This window comes from Rhizobium sp. 62_C5_N11_2 (genome assembly GCF_051811185.1).
Classification (GTDB): Bacteria; Pseudomonadota; Alphaproteobacteria; order Rhizobiales; family Rhizobiaceae; genus Rhizobium; species Rhizobium leguminosarum.
Window position 1 is genome coordinate 280,795 of the sequence record NZ_JBPWPW010000001.1, and the last position, 15,597, is coordinate 296,391.

The window sequence follows — 15,597 nt, forward strand, 5'->3', positions numbered from 1 at the left end:
AAAGCGGCTTTAATTCCGTCAAATTCGAACTGCCAAAAACCTCAATGGGAGGACGACCATCTTGGCCTTTACTTGGAACGACCCGTTTCTGCTCGACGACCAGCTGACCGAAGATGAACGGATGATCCGCGAGTCCGCTGCGGCTTTCGCAGAATCCGAACTCTTGCCGCGCGTCCAGGACGCCTATCTCGAAGAAGCGACCGACCCCGAGCTGTTCAGGTTGATGGGGCAAACTGGCCTTCTTGGGGTGACGCTGCCTGAAGAGTACGGGGCCGCGAACGCATCCTATGTTGCCTATGGCCTGGTCGCTCGCGAGGTCGAGCGCATCGACTCCGGATATCGCTCGATGATGAGTGTGCAGTCCTCGCTGGTCATTTATCCGATCTACGCCTACGGCTCTGGCGAGCAGAAGAAGAAGTACCTGCCGGGCCTTGTTTCGGGTGAACTGATCGGCTGTTTCGGCCTGACCGAGCCTGACGCAGGCTCAGATCCCGGCGGTATGAAGACCCGCGCCGAGAAAATTGAGGGCGGCTACCGATTGCGCGGCTCGAAGATGTGGATCTCGAACTCGCCGATTGCCGATGTCTTCGTCGTATGGGCCAAGTCCGAGGCTCACAACAATGAAATACGCGGCTTCGTTCTCGAAAAGGGCATGAAGGGCCTTTCGGCCCCGAAGATTGGTGGCAAGCTTTCGCTGCGTGCCTCGATCACAGGCGAAATCGTAATGGACGGTGTCGAAGTCACCGAGGATGCGCTTCTGCCCGGCGTTTCCGGCCTCAAGGGGCCGTTTGGCTGCCTCAACCGCGCCCGCTACGGCATCTCCTGGGGCGTTATGGGAGCCGCGGAGGACTGCTGGTTCCGCGCTCGTCAATACGGCCTGGACCGCAAACAGTTCGGGAAGCCGCTTGCAGGGATGCAGCTTTATCAAAAGAAGCTCGCCGATATGATGACCGAAATCACGCTCGGACTGCAGGGTTCGCTTCGCGTTGGCCGGCTGATGGATGAGCACAAGATGGCCCCGGAAATGGTCTCGCTCGTCAAGCGTAACAACTGCGGAAAGGCGCTGGATATCGCTCGGCAAGCCCGGGATATGCATGGCGGCAACGGCATTCAGATCGAATATCACGTCATGCGCCACGCGCAGAACTTGGAGACGGTCAACACTTACGAAGGGACCCACGACGTACATGCCATGATCCTTGGGCGTGCCCAGACGGACCTCCAGGCGTTCTCCTAATTCCCCGATAGTCTATTCGGCACAGATCCGTCCTTCAACCTCCGGATTAGCGAGAGGCAGCATGCCTGTAGTGAATAAGATTTCTACCGTCGCCGTCATTGGTGCCGGACAAATGGGTACTGGGATCGTGGAGGTCGTGACGAGACACGGGTATAAGGCGCTGATTTACGATCTCGACAAAAGTCGAATTCGCGCGAGCATCGAAGCGAGCGCCGGATATTTCGGGCGCCAGGCGGAAACCGGCAAAATGCCGGGCGAGGCGGCTGAGCAGGCGATCTCCCGAATAAAGGGAGCGTTCTCCCTTTCGGATCTGGCGACTGCCGATTTGGTCGTCGAAGCGGTCAGCGAGAATGAAGACATCAAGAGGAAAGTCTTTACGGATGTGTGCACCGTGCTGAAGCCTGACGCGATCTTGGCGACGAACACATCGTCGCTCTCCATAACGCGGCTCGCGGCGTCAACCGACAGGCCCAATCGTTTTATAGGGATACACTTCATGAATCCCGTACCGGTTATGAAGCTCGTCGAGCTGGTTCGCGGCATCGGAACTGATCAAGAGACATTTGCCATAGCCAAGGATTTCGCCGAATCCATCGGCAAAACGGTCACCGTCTCCGAAGATTTTCCGGCTTTCATCGTAAATCGTATCCTCATCCCTATGATCAACGAAGCGATCTACACTCTGTATGAGGGTGTTGGAAACGTAGAAGCCATAGACACCGGCATGAAGCTCGGCGCCAATCATCCGATGGGGCCACTCGAACTGGCAGATTTTATCGGTTTGGACACATGCCTCTCCATCATGCAGGTCCTTCACGAAGGGTTGGCTGATAGCAAATACCGTCCATGCCCGCTGCTGGTCAAATATGTCGAAGCTGGCTGGCTCGGTCGCAAGACACAACGCGGGTTCTACGACTACGGATACGTTCCAGCTCGACCAACTCGCTGACCCCCATCTCATCCCAACATCGAGATTTGTCAGGCATTTATCATGACCGAAGAACACGCAGACGAAAGTCGCGAGAGCATGGAATTCGACGTGGTGATCGTCGGCGCCGGTCCTGCCGGTCTTGCGGCGGCGATCCGGTTGAAGCAGGTCAATCCGGAGCTGTCGGTCGTCGTGCTGGAGAAGGGCGCGGAAGTCGGCGCGCATATCCTCTCGGGCGCCGTGGTCGACCCGATCGGCATCGACCGGCTGTTGCCCGGCTGGCGCGACGAGGCCGATCATCCGTTCAAGACCAAGGTCACATCAGATCACTTCCTGCTGCTTGGTCCGGCCGGCTCTGTTCGCCTGCCGAATGTGCTGATGCCGCCCCTGATGAACAATCACGGCAACTACATCGTCTCGCTCGGGCTCGTCTGTCGCTGGCTGGCGACCAAGGCCGAAGAACTCGGCGTCGAGATCTATCCGGGTTTTGCCGCAGTAGAAGTGCTCTACAATGACGAAGGTGCGGTCATCGGGGTCGCCACCGGCGACATGGGCATCGAGAAGAACGGCGAGCCCGGGCCGAACTATACCCGCGGCATGGAACTGCTCGGCAAATATGTGCTGATCGGCGAGGGCGTGCGCGGCTCGCTCGCCAAGCAGCTGATTGCCAAGTTCGATCTGCAGAAAGACCGTGAACCGCAAAAGTTCGGCATCGGCATCAAGGAGCTCTGGCAGGTGAAGTCCGAGAACCATCGGCCGGGCCTGGTGCAGCACTCCTTCGGCTGGCCGCTCGGCATGAAGACCGGCGGCGGCTCCTTCCTCTATCACCTGGAAGACAATCTGGTGGCGGTCGGCTTCGTCGTCCACCTCAATTACAAGAACCCCTATCTCTATCCCTTCGAGGAATTCCAGCGCTTCAAGACCCATCCGGCGATCCGCACCACCTTCGAGGGCGGCAAGCGGCTGTCCTATGGGGCGCGTGCCATCACCGAGGGCGGCTACCAGTCGGTGCCGAAGCTTTCCTTCCCCGGCGGCGCGCTGATCGGCTGTTCGGCCGGTCTCGTCAACGTGCCGCGCATCAAGGGCAGCCACAATGCGGTGCTGTCGGGCATGCTGGCCGCCGAGAAGATCGCCGCGGCGATTGCTTCAGGCCGCAGCCATGACGAAGTGACCGAGATCGAGACTGAATGGCGCAAGGGCGACATCGGCAAGGATTTGAAGCGGGTGCGCAACGTCAAGCCGCTGTGGTCGAAGTTCGGCACCGCGCTTGGCGTAGCGCTCGGCGGCTTCGACATGTGGACCAACACGCTGTTCGGCCTTTCCGTCTTCGGCACGCTGAAACATGGCAAGACCGATGCGCAGTCGCTCGAACCTGCCTCGATGCACAAGCCGATCGCCTATCCGAAACCCGATGGCGTCCTGACCTTCGATCGGCTGTCCTCGGTGTTCCTGTCGAACACCAATCATGAGGAAGACCAGCCGGTGCATCTGCAGGTCAAGGACATGGCGCTGCAGAAGAGTTCGGAACACGACATCTATGCCGGCCCGTCGACGCGCTACTGTCCGGCCGGCGTCTATGAATGGGTGGAGAAGGATGGCAAGGACGTCTTCGTCATCAACGCCCAGAACTGCGTGCACTGTAAGACCTGCGACATCAAGGATCCCAACCAGAACATCAACTGGGTGCCGCCGCAGGGCGGCGAGGGGCCGGTCTATCCGAATATGTAGCCTACATTGATCCGCGGACTTGGGAATGAATAGGGAGTTATCGATGCAATCTCCACTTGAAGGCGTTCGGGTCGTGGAATTGGCGCGTATCCTGGCTGGTCCATGGGCTGGACAGACACTTGCCGACCTTGGAGCGACCGTCATCAAGGTGGAAAGCCCTGAGGGCGATGACACGCGCCGTTGGGGGCCTCCTTTCATTCGGGATGGCGATGACGTCGCTGCGGCCTACTTCCATAGCTGCAACCGCGGAAAACTGAGCATCACGGCGGATTTCAATTCGGCGGAAGACGTCGAAAAGCTTCGTGCACTGATCGCGAACGCGGATGTCGTCGTCGAGAACTTCAAGGTAGGCGCGTTGAAGAAGTTCGGTCTTGATTACGAGAGCCTGAAGGCGATCAATTCAAAGCTGATTTACTGCTCGATTACCGGCTTTGGCCAAACCGGCCCATATGCCGAACGTGCGGGATACGATTTCATCGTCCAAGGCATGGCGGGCATCATGGATTTGACCGGTGAACCAGATCGGGAGCCGCAGAAGATTGGCGTGGCGTTCGGCGATATTTTCACAGGGCTCTATTCGGTCATCGCTATCCAGGCCGCTTTGACCCTCCGGAACAGCACAGGTGAGGGACAGCATATCGATATGGCCCTGCTGGACAGCACAGTGGGCGTGTTGGCCAACCAGGCGATGAATTTTCTGGCCTCGGGAAAGGCACCGACGAGACTCGGCAATGCGCATCCCAACATCGCACCATACCAAGTATTTCCGGTATCCGACGGCAATATCATTATCGCCTGCGGGAACGATAGTCAGTTCGAGAGGCTATGCGAAATCCTCCGGCTCTCCGCTGTGGCGGACGACGTCCGTTTCAAGACCAACGCGGACAGAGTGCGTCATCGAGAAGAACTGACATCCATGATGGAAGCGCGCACGAAGCTCTTCAAGCGGACGGATCTGCTGGCCGACCTCGCGTGTGTGGGCGTTCCCGCCGGGCCGATCAACACCGTGAAGGATGTATTCGCGGACCCGCAAGTCGCGCATCGGAAGATGGCGGTGGAGAATGAAGGGATACCGGGCATCCGGACGCCAATCATCTTTTCAGGGGCGATGTTGATCCAGCATCGTAAGTCGCCAAAGCTTGGCGAGCACAATGGCAAAGTGCAGTCAGACTGGTCTTCGATGGACTGATTCCTTGAGCTGGTGCCATCGAACAGGAATTCGCCAATTTTCGTGAGGGGCCAAAAACAGCGCGGCCCGCGCGATGGGGGCCGTGTATCGGCGGACGCTCGTTTCAGCCAGTCTCATATCGTGATGCCTTGATCGGAACCGCGACTCCGCCTGTCCGTTACCCTTTGACGAACGGAGGACATGGACATGCGCAAGAGAAAAGCCATCGTCGAGGCGGCGCTCGAGTCCGAGTACGAGCGCCAGGCACTGGGGATCATGAATACGGAGCAAGCTCTGAAGCTTGAGGATTCCGACGGGCTTGTTTTCAGTCATCCGGATAAAGAGGCCGGCGTGACCGATCATTTTATCGATCAGGATGAGCTGCGCCGATTGGTGCGGCGGTCAACGTCGCCGCTCCCCGTATTGCAATCGCGGGCTCGTACCACACGGTAGTCCTGAACTTCAAGCAATCATGTAGCCACCGTCCACCGGCATCGATATCCCGTTCACCATCGCAGCCTCGTCGGAGAGCAGGAAAAGAACAACCTCGGCAATGTCTGCCGGCTCGGCGAAGCGACCGACGGGAATTCGTTTCATCATCCCCGCGGCCTTCTCGGGATCGCTCCATGCCTTCACCGCCATCGGGGTCAGCGTCACCGTGGGATGGATTCCGTTCGCGCGGATGCCGTGAGGTGCAAGCTCCTTTGCCATGACCCGCGTCAAGCCATCCAATCCACCCTTCGACGCGCAATAGGCAGCGTGGTCGGCGAGGCCGACGAAGGAGGCGACCGACGAGACATTGACGATGGCGCCTTTGCGGCCCTGCTTGATCAGCGAACGGGCATATTCCTGGGCGACGATCATCGGAGCACGCGTGTTGACCGCGACAAGACGGTCGAATGCTTCGACGGTTGTCTCCAGGAACGGCTGGAGCTCGGTGGTGCCGGCGCAGTTGACGAGGAAATCGGCGGGAAGGGCAGCGATGGCAGCCTCTCTGGTCGCATCGGCGTCCGCAAGATCGACCTGTATAGCCCGGCAGCCGGATTCCCCTCGCAGCGCTTCGACATCGGCAGCACTCCGGGTCAAGGCGACGACTTGCGCTCCCCGTTCGGCGAGCATCCTTACAATTTCTCGTCCGATGCCTTTGCCGGCGCCGGTAACGATGACCGTCTTTCCTTTGAAGTCCATGGGGCGTCCTCCTACAGTCTCTGGCCTGTTTCCCGATCGAAGATGTGTGCACGCCGGGGATCGATATGGAAGTACATTGTCCGTCCAGGGTCTACCTCGATGCGCTCGCGGATCAGCGCGTCGATCGGCACGCCTCCCGTGCGGCCGAAGATCAATGTCTCCGAACCCGTGGGCTCGAACACCGATACCTCCACCGGAACGCCTTCATCGCCGATCGTGATGTGCTCCGGTCGGATGCCGTAGGTAACGGCTCTTCCCTCATCCGCATTTGTGTCTGCCATCGGAAGGGTGATGCCCTGGTCGGTGACGACGACCTTCCTGCCGTCGCGGGTGGCGATGCGGCCCTGAAGGAAGTTCATCGATGGGCTGCCGATGAAGCCGGCAACGAAGAGGTTTACCGGGAAGTCGTAGAGATCGAGAGGCTTGCCGATCTGCTCGACCCTCCCGTCGCGCATGACCACAATCTTATTGGCCATCGTCATGGCCTCGATCTGATCGTGCGTGACGTAGACGGTGGTGGTCTTCAGCCGCTGGTGAAGCTCCTTGATCTCGACACGCATGGTGACGCGAAGCTTGGCGTCCAGGTTCGACAACGGCTCGTCGAACAGGAAGACCTTCGGATCTCGGACGATGGCACGACCCATCGCCACGCGTTGACGCTGTCCGCCCGACAGTTGCTTCGGATAGCGGTCGAGATAACGCGTCAGGTCGAGGATCTCGGCTGCCTTGCCGACCTTCTCGTCGATCTCCGCCTTCGGACGCTTGGCCATCCTCAGCGGAAAGCCCATATTCTCGGCGACCGTCTTGTGGGGATAGAGCGCATAGCTCTGGAAGACCATCGCGATGTCACGCTCCTTTGGCGGAGCGTCGGTGACGACACGGCCGCCGATCCGGATGTCTCCGCTGCTGACCGTCTCAAGACCGGCGATCATGCGGAGCAGGGTGGATTTGCCGCAGCCGGATGGGCCGACCAGCACGACGAATTCGCCGTCCTCGATGTCGACGCTGACGCCGTGCATGACCTGAAGAGAGCCATATTTCTTGGTGACGTCGCTAACCTGTACGTTTGCCAATGTCGTTCCTCCCTAAAGCAGCACGGCTTTGATGTTGTTGATGGAATTCATCGGCTCATCCCTTCCAGACGATGTAGGCGCCAAGGACCGCCGAGATTGCCGCCGCGAACCACACCGAAAGCCCGAACGGCTCGATGAACCGCATCCAGAACAGCGAGAGCGCGACCCAGATAACGATCGAGATGAAGAGCCGGTCGAACCAGTTCGTTTCGATCGGCAGAAACCCCGGCTTGGGTTCGTTGTTTCCTGATTGAGACGTCATCGTTTCATCCTTTCACGGCACCGAAGGTCAGGCCGGCGACGATGTGACGCTGGACCACCGAAAAGACGATGAGCGCCGGAACCAATGTCAGCATTGAGATCGCGGCCATGATGCCCCAGGCCGTTCCGGTCGTCGTCACATATTCCGACAAGCCGGTGGTCAGAGTCCGCGCATGGAAGTTGGTGAGCGTCGCCGCGAGCAGGTATTCGTTCCACGCGAAAACCCAGGTCAGGATCAGCGTCACCGCAAGTCCGGGCCGTGCCAAAGGAAAGATGATATCATAGAGGACGGTCCATGGGCTCGCGCCGTCCATATAGGCCGCCTCGTCCAATTCCTTCGGAATGCCTTCCACGGTCGGGCGCAGCGTCCAGATGGCGAAGGGAAGGTTGAAGGAGCAATAGACCAGGATCATGCCCAGCTTGGAATCGGCGAGCGAGAAGTCGCCGATCCTGTAGACCTGCGTCAGCAGCAGGAAAAGCGGCAGGAGGAAGACCGCCGGCGGCGCCATGCGGTTGGTGATCGTCCAGAAGAAGATGCTTTCCTTGCCGGCGAGGTCGAAGCGCGTCAGGGCGTAGCAGGCAAGGAAGCCGAGCGTGGTGACGAGCAGCGCATTGCCTGACGAAATGATCAGCGAGTTGAGCATGTATCCGCGCAAGGTCGGATTGGTCAGCACGTCCTGGTAGTTCTTCCAGAAGAAGCTCCGCAGAATGACATCGGGCGTCGAGAACAGGTCGAAGGGCTGTTTCACCGATATGACGAAGAGCCAGTAGATCGGGAAAAGGGTCACGAAGCTTATCAAGGTCCACAGGAGGACCGGAAGCCAGGGATTTTTGGTCTTCATCGCTTCAACCTCTCTTCACGCGGGGCGCAATCAAGCCGACGTAGAGCAGCCAGCAGACGACGATGGTGAGGTAGAGGACGATGACGGAGATCGCCGAACCGTAGCCATAATTCGTCTTGGGAAAGACTTCCCTGAAGATATGGACGCCGATGTAGCGCGTCGATGAGCCCGGGCCGCCTCCGGTCAGCATCAGGACTTCGTCGACGGTGCGCAGCGCGTCCATGAGCCTGATGAACACAGTGGCCAGCATGGCCGGACGGATCAACGGGAGCGTGATGTGCCAGAAAATCTGGCTCTTGCCGGCGCCGTCGATCTGCGCCTGCTCGAACGGGTCTGATGGAAGCGAGACGAGTGCGGCGATCAGCGAGAGGGTGACGAGCGGCGTCCAGTGCCAGATGTCCATGATGACAGTGACGGTGAAGGCCGCGACGGCGCTCTGGCCGATATTCAGATCGTACCCGAACCAGCTCCTGAGGAGATAGGGAATGATGCCGATGGATGGGGTGGTCATCAGCTTCCAGACTGAGCCGACGATGATCGGCGCCATGATCAGAGGCAGAGTGTGGATCGTGCGAAACACCGCTTTTCCGGGAAAGTCCTTGAGCAGCGCCTGGGCGAGGATGTAGCCGAGGACCAGTTCCGACACGACCGCGAAGAAGACGAATGCCAGGGTTATGCCGAGCGATGCCAGAAACTGCGGGTCGAAGACGAGCCGCCGATAGTTCTCAGCCCAGTTGAAGATCATGCCCGGATTGGCGGCGAACGGGTTCCATGAATGGAAAGAGACCCAGAGGACGTAGATGAAAGGAAAGATCCCGAACAGTCCGAGGATCACTATGGTCGGTGACAACAACAGCCACCCGAGCTTCTGCGAATGCATCGCCTATCCCCCATTGAACGCTATGTGGACGTCCGCTCCATCCGGGAGCGAAAGATGACGGGTCGTCGGAACGACCCGTCAGTTGGGGAGGATATTTTATTTGCGATAGCCGAGCGAGGTGAGCTCCTCTTCGGCCTTGGCCGCCATCTGGTCGAGCCCTTCATCGGGGCCGATCTTGCCGGTCAGGATGTCGTAGAAGATGGGAGCGGTCGCTTCACGCACCTGCGCGTGGAAGGGGTAGGGAGGAGCGCCGGCGAAGAGCTTGCCCTCGTCCTTCAGCATCGTGTAGAAGCCGCCGAGCTTGACGTCCATCTCCTTCACTTTTGGATCGTCGAACGTCGCCGTGTTGGTGATGCGCGGTGCGGCGATGGCCCAATCGGGCTGCACTTCGTTCTGACCGATGAATTCGAGGAAGAGCAGCGACGCTTCCTTGTTCTTGGACGTAACCGGCACGCCGAAGGCGCCGCCATCATAGTAGCCGATATAGCCCTTTCCGGCTTTCGCGTCGTCCAGCACGCCCGGCTCGAGCGGCGGCAGAGCGAATCCGACCTGACCGACCACCTTCGACTGCGCTGGATCGCTTGCGATCCACGCGGCGTTCTCACCGTAGATCAGTCCCTGGGCGACACGGCCGGCGGCGAACGTCGTTGCGGTTTCCGTCCAGGTTGACTGCGTCGATTCCGGAGGAGCGATGTCGCGCAGGTGCAGCCAATACTTCAACGCCGCCTTCGCCTTGTCGCTGTTCATCGCGCCGCCATGTTCGACTGTCGCCGCATAGTTGTTCTTAGCGTCGATGCCCCAATTGTAGACGCCGAAGGTCGGCACGATGGACTCGAAGAATTCATACCACGACGCCGCATGGCCTGTATGTGCCTGGGCGGTCGTGCCCCAGAGCTCCATGCCATTGTCCTTGCCATACTTCGTGAAGAAGTCGGCGATCTCGGTGTATTCCGCGTGTGTGGTCGCCGGCTTCAAGTCCTTGCCGGTTTCCTTCTTGAAGGCTTCTTTGATCTTCGGATCGTCGAAGAGGTCCTTGCGATAGAGATACGTCTTCAGGAAGGCTTCCATCGGAACGCCGAACAGATCGCCGCTCGCGTCCTTGAAGTAGTTGGCAAAGCTGGTGAAGTTCGCATCGTCGTAGGTCGGCGCCTTCAGATCCGGCTGGTCTTTCAGCGTCTTCGTGATGTCGACGAGGAAATTCCTGGCCAGATAGGAATAGATGATGTCCTGCTCGATGTAGACCATGTCATAGATGCCGGTCTTGGCTTCCATGTCCTTGATGGCCTTGTCGTACATCTGATCCCAGGATGTCGTCTCGATGTCGACCTTGATGCCGGTCTTCTTTTCGAATTCCGGAGCGAGCACGTTCCTGATGTAGTTCGATGGCGGGGTGCTTTCGGTGACGCCGTGCAGTGTCACGCCCTTGAATTTGGCTCCAGCGTCGGACCAGAAGTCAGCCCAGGCCGGCGAAGCGGCAGTGGCGAGGCTGAGCGTCAGCGCAAGCGCGCTAGCCTTCAAAGCATAGTTCATTTTCAATCCTCCCAAAGTGCAGCGAGATCATTTCGCCGGTCTTTTGTGTAGGCCAAAAAAACTGCCAGCGCAACATTTGTTGTCTAAACATGCAAATCACGGATCTATCCCATTGATTTTTGCAGAAACTAATTTCTGGCAGAGAGCGGAATGCAATGGTGAGAAGGATAAAATATTGCATTGCAAGGTGATTTTGCAAAGCAGCAAAAAAATTCCAGACAAAATTATTTGTTGTCTTGCCAAACTAAATGGCATAGCACTGTGCGCAGCCAAAGGCATTTTTTGGAGGAAAAGGCTATGCGTCGATTGGGTATCCATTCATTTGTATGGACAGGCGACCAAACGCAGGAAGGGCTGGAGATGGCCCTCAACAAGACGGCTGAACACGGATATCGCACCATCGAATTTGCCTATCTGCGCCCCGAGAAATTCAACCTCGATCGACTGGCAAAGCTTGCGCAGTCGCTTGACGTCGAGATTGGCGTGACGATGGGCCTGCCGCTCGACAAGGACGTATCGAGCGAGGACATGTCTGCGGTATCCGCTGGCAAGCAGACACTGGCCGACGCCGTTCGTGCGGTCCGTGATATCGGCGGCAACAAGCTCGGCGGGATTCTTTATTCCGCGCACACCAAGTACAATCGCCAGCCGACGAAGAAGGGCTGGGACAACAGCGTCGCTGCGATCGCCGCGACCGGCGAAGTCGCCAGGCAGGCGAACGTCGACCTCGTCCTGGAGGTCGTCAACCGGTTCGAGACGAACCTGCTGAATACGGCGGCGCAGGGGTTGAAGTTCATCGCCGAGACCGGATCGGAGCATGTCCGTCTCCACCTCGACACGTTCCATATGAACATCGAGGAAGCCAATCCGGCCGCCGCGATCCGTCTGGCCGGCGACAAGATCGGCTACTTTCACATCGGCGAGAGCAATCGCGGCTATCTCGGCGACGGCGTCATCAACTTCGATCTGATCTTCGACGCCCTGCTCGACATCGACTACAAGCGCGACATCGTGTTCGAGAGCTTCTCGACGACGGTCGTCGACGAAGGCCTGTCACTCGCCTGCGCGATCTGGCGCGACACCTGGGAGGATAATGATCCGCTTGCCGCGCACGCGAAGCGCTACATCGAGCTGAAATATGACGAGGCCAAGCGTCGCCGCGCCACAAACGCGCGGCCCTAATTATCCTTCTGACAGCCTGTTCCAGTCGTGTAAGGGTTGGGCCGACTGAAGGGAATTGAAATATGAACGACACCGTCTCCATCGGAAGTTCGCCGCGCAGGATCCGACAGAACAATATCGTCGCCGCCTTGCAGACGATCTACGCCCACCGAAGCCTCAGCCGAGCCGACCTGGCCCGGAAGCTCGGGATGAATCGCTCATCTTCGGGAGAGATCGTCGCCGAACTGACGGAAGGCGGGTTCGTTCAGGAGTCGGACGAGAGCGGCAAACAGCGCCTGGAGCATTCCCGCGCCGGTCGTCCGGGCATCATGCTCGAACTGGTCCCCGATGCCGCATTCTTCGTCGGAATCGAGATTGGCGTCGAGCATATATCGGCTGCAGTTGTCGATCTCTCTGCCGACGTCCGGGCATGCCGGAAAATAGCGTTCGACACACCATCTTCGACGGTGGAGGAGGCCGTATCGCAGGGCGTCGAGCTGATTGTCGGCGCGATGGCGAAAGGGATGATCGGACGGTGCAAGGGTCTGGGCATTTCGGCGCCGGCCCATATCCGGCCGGACGGAATTGTCACGCTTGCCCCCATCATCGGCTGGCGAGACGTGTCGTTGAAGGAGATTGGGCGGTCCGCCTTCCCGGCCGCCGTTCCGATCGCGGTCGAAAACGACGCCAACGCCTTCGCGATCGGTGACAGCTATCGTCACGGTGCGGCAGGCGTGACCCTCTTCCTGCTGATGGAAACGGGCGTCGGCGGCGGCATCATGATCGATGGCAAGCTATTCCGGGGCGGCCACGGTCTGGCAGGAGAAATCGGCCACACCCTGGTGCCGGGAAGCGGCGGTCAGAAGTTTGAACAGCTGATCGGTCGCGAGGTGCTCATCCGGCAGTATCGCGAGGCTGTTGGCCGTAAGCACGCGGATCTGCAGGAATTCCTCGGCGGCGTTCGTGACCGTGTCCCGGCTGCGGTCAATATCGCCGAAACCTGGTCGCGCCATCTCGCATATGCGTTGCTGCAGGCCTGTCGTTTGCTCGACCCCGACAGGATCGTGCTGGGTGGCTCCGTGGCGTCTCTCTACCCGATGGTCGCCGCCCGCGTGGCGGTCCACATGTCGGAGGGCCAGAATATACCTTTCCCCACGCCTGAGATCGTCGTGGACGATGATGCGGAGTTCGGTTCCGCCTTCGGAGCGGCATGCATGTTGCACCAGCGCTTTCTGTCATTGGAGAGCGAGGAGTTCGGCAGCGAGGATGGCGCGCCGGTCCAATCGGCGACGAGTTGACGACAAGAACGATCGAAAGCAGGATTGCAAATGACTTCAGTACTGGCTCCGGACCAGCTTGGTCCCACGGTTTGCGTAGGGGAGATCCTCGTCGAGATCGTCGCCACGACGGTGGGAGACGGTTTTCTCGAAGCCCAGCCGCTCGTCGGTCCGTTCGCGAGCGGGGCGCCGGCGATCTTCATCTCGCAGTGCGGCCGCCTGGGCGGCAAGGCGGCCATGGTCGGCGCCGTCGGCGATGACGATTTCGGTCGTGTCAATACCGATCGCCTCAAACGTGACGGCGTCGATGTTTCGACGATCTCGATCGACCCGGACTATCCCACAGGAAGCGCGTTTGTTCGCTACCGCAAGGATGGCTCCCGGGATTTCGTCTACAACATCGCCACATCAGCAGCTGCGCGCTTCGGCTGGTCTCAAACGGTCGCCGATCTCATCAATCGGAGCGGCCATCTTCACGTGATGGGTTCGGCGCTGTCTGTCCCCAGTGCGCGCGCGGTGATCGACAAGGCGGTCGACATCGTCAAGGCCCGCGGGGGAACTCTCTCGGTGGATCCGAACATTCGCAAGGAATTGAAGCTGGACGCGGACACCGAGCGCCGGTTTTCCATGCTCGTCGCCGCCGCCGATCTGCTTCTGCCGTCCGGAGAGGAACTTGAGCGTGCCGCAGGTGTCGAAGGCGAGGCAGAGGCGATCCGCCGCTTGTTCGAGATTGGCGTCAAGGAGGTCGTGCTGAAGCGCGGAGCCGAAGGCGCGACCTATTTCGGCAGGGAGGGAGACCGCATCGACGCGCCGGCATTTGTCGTTCAGCAGGTCGACCCTACGGGCGCCGGCGATTGCTTCGGCGGTGCCTATCTCACCTGCCGGCGGCTCGGAATGTCTCAGAAGGAAGCGCTTACCTATGCCTCGGCCGCTGGCGCCCGCAACGTGACGGTCCTCGGTCCGATGGAAGGTGCCGGCACTCAGCAAGAGCTCGATGCGTTTATCGCTTCAACGGAAAGGCGCCCGTGATGCAGGTGCATCTCAACGAACTGGCCAAGCTGAGGAGCGAAGGCCACCCGAGAGGTGTGACCTCCGTCTGCTCCGCCCATTCGATCGTGCTTCGCGCAGCACTCCGACACGGGCGGCAACACCAGAGCACCGTCCTGATCGAAGCGACCTGCAACCAGGTCAATCACCTCGGCGGCTACACCGGAATGACGCCAAGCGACTTCGCGTCCCTGGTGATGAAGATCGCGGCGGAGGAAGGGTGCCCCGAAAAACTCATCGTTCTCGGCGGTGACCACCTCGGCCCCAATCCTTGGCGCGACCGCCCGGCGGAAGAGGCCATGGCCGAGGCCGAGAAGATGGTTGCCGCCTATGTCGACGCCGGATTCCGCAAGATTCACCTCGATGCCTCGATGGGCTGCAAGGGCGAGCCGGTGGCGCTCGACGACGAAACCACGGCCCATCGTGCCGCCCGGCTGGCGGCGGTCGCCGAGGCGTCGGCGAAGAAGAGCGGCGGCGCAATGCCGGTTTATGTCATCGGCACCGAAGTGCCGCCGCCAGGCGGGGCCGATCATGCCCTCACATCAATCGAACCGACGGCTGCCGCAGCGGCGCTGAAGACGATCGAAGTCCACCGCCGGATCTTTGCGGAGGCAGGACTCGGGCAAGCGTTTGGACGGGCCATTGGGCTGGTCGTTCAGCCGGGCGTCGAGTTCGGCAATCACAATGTCATCCTTTATGATCGCAGCAAGATAGACGCGCTGAAATCGGTGCTGACCGACGAGCCGCAATTCGTCTTCGAGGCTCACTCGACGGATTATCAGGGGACCCGGCCGTTGACCGCGCTGGTGGAGGACGGGTTTCCCATTCTCAAGGTCGGTCCCGAGCTGACCTTCGTCCTGCGCGAGGCGCTCTATGCGCTGGATGCGATCGCGTCGGACCTCTTGCCCGATTATGGCCAGCGTCCGCTCTATGCGGCGATGGAAGCGCTGATGCTCGATCAGCCAGGCAATTGGAGCCGCCACTACCACGGGACGAACGCCGAGATGCGCTGGCTGCGGCACTATTCGCTGTCTGACCGCATCCGCTATTATTGGGCGTCAGCTGAAGCACAAGAGGCCGTCCGGCGCCTATGCGAGGCCCTTCGAGGCCAATCCGTACCGCTGCCATTGCTTTGGCAGCATATGCCGGCCGCGCAGGATTTCGCAGATGCGCCGCTCGATCCGGAACAGGTTTTGATCTGGAGAGTGACGAAGAGTCTCTCGGACTATCACGCCGCCTGCGGCGTCGGGAAGAATTGACAATCAGGATCAAGCAGG

Annotated in this window: 15 protein-coding genes; 9 read left to right on the forward strand and 6 right to left on the reverse strand. The window is 59.7% G+C overall.

What is annotated here, in order from left to right; all coding sequences use genetic code 11:
• Window positions 1-61 precede the first annotated feature (61 nt).
• The 5 genes from AB8B31_RS01445 to AB8B31_RS01465 all read left to right on the forward strand — a co-directional run bounded on the left by AB8B31_RS01445 (window position 62) and on the right by AB8B31_RS01465 (window position 5,514).
• A complete protein-coding gene (locus AB8B31_RS01445) occupies window positions 62-1,237 on the forward strand; it encodes an acyl-CoA dehydrogenase (RefSeq protein ID WP_131702170.1) in 1,176 nt (391 codons plus the stop codon).
• A 61-nt stretch (window positions 1,238-1,298) separates the two neighbouring features.
• Entirely contained in the window at window positions 1,299-2,186 is an 888-nt protein-coding gene (locus AB8B31_RS01450; RefSeq protein WP_028731517.1) for a 3-hydroxybutyryl-CoA dehydrogenase, read from the forward strand.
• Between the two features lie 42 nt (window positions 2,187-2,228).
• On the forward strand, window positions 2,229-3,893 hold the full coding sequence (locus AB8B31_RS01455; protein ID WP_130768804.1) for an electron transfer flavoprotein-ubiquinone oxidoreductase: 1,665 nt from the start codon (window positions 2,229-2,231) through the stop codon (window positions 3,891-3,893).
• Between the two features lie 43 nt (window positions 3,894-3,936).
• On the forward strand, window positions 3,937-5,082 hold the full coding sequence (locus AB8B31_RS01460; RefSeq protein ID WP_018447081.1) for a CaiB/BaiF CoA transferase family protein: 1,146 nt from the start codon (window positions 3,937-3,939) through the stop codon (window positions 5,080-5,082).
• 180 nt (window positions 5,083-5,262) lie between these two features.
• The gene (locus AB8B31_RS01465; protein ID WP_018447080.1) at window positions 5,263-5,514 is read left to right on the forward strand and encodes a hypothetical protein; all 252 of its coding nucleotides are present in this window, start codon (window positions 5,263-5,265) and stop codon (window positions 5,512-5,514) included.
• 9 nt (window positions 5,515-5,523) lie between these two features.
• Here the strand turns inward: AB8B31_RS01465 and AB8B31_RS01470 are convergent, their stop codons facing one another.
• The 6 genes from AB8B31_RS01470 to AB8B31_RS01495 form a co-directional block, all read right to left on the reverse strand.
• Window positions 5,524-6,249 (reverse strand): SDR family oxidoreductase, encoded by a 726-nt coding sequence (locus AB8B31_RS01470; protein ID WP_018447079.1) that lies wholly within the window; start codon window positions 6,247-6,249, stop codon window positions 5,524-5,526.
• Between the two features lie 11 nt (window positions 6,250-6,260).
• Window positions 6,261-7,322 (reverse strand): ABC transporter ATP-binding protein, encoded by a 1,062-nt coding sequence (locus AB8B31_RS01475; protein ID WP_018244740.1) that lies wholly within the window; start codon window positions 7,320-7,322, stop codon window positions 6,261-6,263.
• Window positions 7,323-7,377: 55 nt separating this feature from the next.
• The gene (locus AB8B31_RS01480) at window positions 7,378-7,584 is read right to left on the reverse strand and encodes a DUF2160 family membrane protein (RefSeq protein WP_018447078.1); all 207 of its coding nucleotides are present in this window, start codon (window positions 7,582-7,584) and stop codon (window positions 7,378-7,380) included.
• 4 nt (window positions 7,585-7,588) lie between these two features.
• Complete coding sequence (locus tag AB8B31_RS01485) at window positions 7,589-8,425, reverse strand: carbohydrate ABC transporter permease (protein WP_018447077.1); 837 nt, start codon at window positions 8,423-8,425, stop codon at window positions 7,589-7,591.
• 4 nt (window positions 8,426-8,429) lie between these two features.
• On the reverse strand, window positions 8,430-9,305 hold the full coding sequence (locus tag AB8B31_RS01490; protein WP_017966968.1) for a carbohydrate ABC transporter permease: 876 nt from the start codon (window positions 9,303-9,305) through the stop codon (window positions 8,430-8,432).
• 96 nt (window positions 9,306-9,401) lie between these two features.
• Window positions 9,402-10,835: an extracellular solute-binding protein gene (locus AB8B31_RS01495; protein ID WP_032998758.1), complete on the reverse strand. Its 1,434-nt coding sequence runs from the start codon at window positions 10,833-10,835 to the stop codon at window positions 9,402-9,404.
• A gap of 297 nt (window positions 10,836-11,132) precedes the next feature.
• Here AB8B31_RS01495 and AB8B31_RS01500 point away from each other — a divergent pair, with 297 nt between their 5' ends.
• The 4 genes from AB8B31_RS01500 to AB8B31_RS01515 all read left to right on the forward strand — a co-directional run bounded on the left by AB8B31_RS01500 (window position 11,133) and on the right by AB8B31_RS01515 (window position 15,579).
• Window positions 11,133-12,017, forward strand: coding sequence for a sugar phosphate isomerase/epimerase family protein (locus AB8B31_RS01500; protein WP_131703072.1), 885 nt, complete (start codon window positions 11,133-11,135; stop codon window positions 12,015-12,017).
• 62 nt (window positions 12,018-12,079) lie between these two features.
• On the forward strand, window positions 12,080-13,294 hold the full coding sequence (locus AB8B31_RS01505) for an ROK family transcriptional regulator (protein ID WP_018244745.1): 1,215 nt from the start codon (window positions 12,080-12,082) through the stop codon (window positions 13,292-13,294).
• Between the two features lie 30 nt (window positions 13,295-13,324).
• Window positions 13,325-14,302 (forward strand): tagatose kinase, encoded by a 978-nt coding sequence (locus AB8B31_RS01510; RefSeq protein ID WP_028734763.1) that lies wholly within the window; start codon window positions 13,325-13,327, stop codon window positions 14,300-14,302.
• On the forward strand, window positions 14,302-15,579 hold the full coding sequence (locus AB8B31_RS01515) for a D-tagatose-bisphosphate aldolase, class II, non-catalytic subunit (RefSeq protein WP_028734762.1): 1,278 nt from the start codon (window positions 14,302-14,304) through the stop codon (window positions 15,577-15,579). The genes AB8B31_RS01510 and AB8B31_RS01515 overlap by 1 nt, the downstream gene beginning before the upstream one ends.
• Window positions 15,580-15,597 lie beyond the last annotated feature (18 nt).

Excerpts from the sequence above, each read along its gene's own strand:
- AB8B31_RS01510 (WP_028734763.1), top strand. The coding sequence starts at position 13,325 with ATGACTTCAGTACTGGCTCCGGACCAGCTTGGTCCCACGGTTTGCGTA.
- AB8B31_RS01465 (WP_018447080.1), top strand. The coding sequence starts at position 5,263 with ATGGACATGCGCAAGAGAAAAGCCATCGTCGAGGCGGCGCTCGAGTCC.
- AB8B31_RS01500 (WP_131703072.1), top strand. The coding sequence starts at position 11,133 with ATGCGTCGATTGGGTATCCATTCATTTGTATGGACAGGCGACCAAACG.
- AB8B31_RS01490 (WP_017966968.1), bottom strand. The coding sequence starts at position 9,305 with ATGCATTCGCAGAAGCTCGGGTGGCTGTTGTTGTCACCGACCATAGTG.
- AB8B31_RS01485 (WP_018447077.1), bottom strand. The coding sequence starts at position 8,425 with ATGAAGACCAAAAATCCCTGGCTTCCGGTCCTCCTGTGGACCTTGATA.
- AB8B31_RS01470 (WP_018447079.1), bottom strand. The coding sequence starts at position 6,249 with ATGGACTTCAAAGGAAAGACGGTCATCGTTACCGGCGCCGGCAAAGGC.
- AB8B31_RS01460 (WP_018447081.1), top strand. The coding sequence starts at position 3,937 with ATGCAATCTCCACTTGAAGGCGTTCGGGTCGTGGAATTGGCGCGTATC.
- AB8B31_RS01455 (WP_130768804.1), top strand. The coding sequence starts at position 2,229 with ATGACCGAAGAACACGCAGACGAAAGTCGCGAGAGCATGGAATTCGAC.
- AB8B31_RS01515 (WP_028734762.1), top strand. The coding sequence starts at position 14,302 with ATGCAGGTGCATCTCAACGAACTGGCCAAGCTGAGGAGCGAAGGCCAC.
- AB8B31_RS01450 (WP_028731517.1), top strand. The coding sequence starts at position 1,299 with ATGCCTGTAGTGAATAAGATTTCTACCGTCGCCGTCATTGGTGCCGGA.
- AB8B31_RS01495 (WP_032998758.1), bottom strand. The coding sequence starts at position 10,835 with ATGAACTATGCTTTGAAGGCTAGCGCGCTTGCGCTGACGCTCAGCCTC.
- AB8B31_RS01505 (WP_018244745.1), top strand. The coding sequence starts at position 12,080 with ATGAACGACACCGTCTCCATCGGAAGTTCGCCGCGCAGGATCCGACAG.
- AB8B31_RS01480 (WP_018447078.1), bottom strand. The coding sequence starts at position 7,584 with ATGACGTCTCAATCAGGAAACAACGAACCCAAGCCGGGGTTTCTGCCG.